The organism is Mesorhizobium sp. M7A.T.Ca.US.000.02.2.1, from assembly GCF_003996995.1.
Taxonomy (GTDB): domain Bacteria; phylum Pseudomonadota; class Alphaproteobacteria; order Rhizobiales; family Rhizobiaceae; genus Mesorhizobium.
Genome location: NZ_RZTT01000836.1, coordinates 1 through 800, shown reverse-complemented (window position 1 = coordinate 800; position 800 = coordinate 1). Strand labels below are relative to the sequence as shown.

The 800-nt window shown below is 62.9% G+C and carries 2 protein-coding genes; both read left to right on the top strand.

The window, feature by feature from the left end:
* On the top strand, positions 1 to 238 hold a 238-nt coding region (rpsM, locus tag EOD15_RS34995; protein ID WP_127409358.1), incomplete at its 5' end, for a 30S ribosomal protein S13.
* 126 nt (positions 239 to 364) lie between these two features.
* Entirely contained in the window at positions 365 to 754 is a 390-nt protein-coding gene (gene rpsK / locus EOD15_RS34990; RefSeq protein ID WP_006205444.1) for a 30S ribosomal protein S11, read from the top strand.
* Positions 755 to 800 lie beyond the last annotated feature (46 nt).

Sequence of the window (800 nt, the reverse complement as noted above, 5' to 3'; positions counted from 1 at the left end):
ACAGAACCAGCTGACCGACGCGGAAGTGCTGCAGATCCGCGAAACCATCGACCGCGATTACCAGGTTGAAGGCGACCTGCGCCGCGAAGTCTCGATGAACATCAAGCGGCTCATGGACCTCGGCTGCTACCGCGGCCTGCGTCACCGCCGCTCGCTGCCGGTCCGCGGCCAGCGCACGCATACCAATGCGCGCACCCGCAAGGGCCCGGCCAAGTCGATCGCCGGCAAGAAGAAGTAAGTGAGCGAATAGCGAGTAGCCATTAGCGAGTAGGGATCCCTACTCGCTATTCCCTACTCACTACTCGCTTTCCAAGGTGGAGCCGCTGGCATTACGGCGGTGTAGAGATCAACTGAAAGGACTATCATGGCCAAGGAAGCCGCTCGTGTTCGCCGTCGCGAACGCAAGAACATCTCGTCGGGCGTTGCCCACGTCAATTCGACCTTCAACAACACGATGATCACCATCACCGACGCGCAGGGCAATTCGATTGCCTGGTCGTCGGCCGGTGCCCAGGGCTTCAAGGGTTCGCGCAAGTCGACCCCGTTCGCTGCCCAGATGGCTGCCGAGGATGTTGCCAAGAAGGCCCAGGAACACGGCATGCGCATGCTCGAAGTCGAGGTCTGCGGACCCGGCTCCGGTCGTGAATCGGCATTGCGCGCCCTGCAGGCGGCCGGCTTCACCATCACCTCGATCCGTGATGTGACGCCGATCCCGCACAATGGCTGCCGCCCGCGCAAGAAGCGTCGCGTCTAAGCATTTACCGAACGCCGCGCGAGCGCCCTTGGGCGCTCCTCCGCGG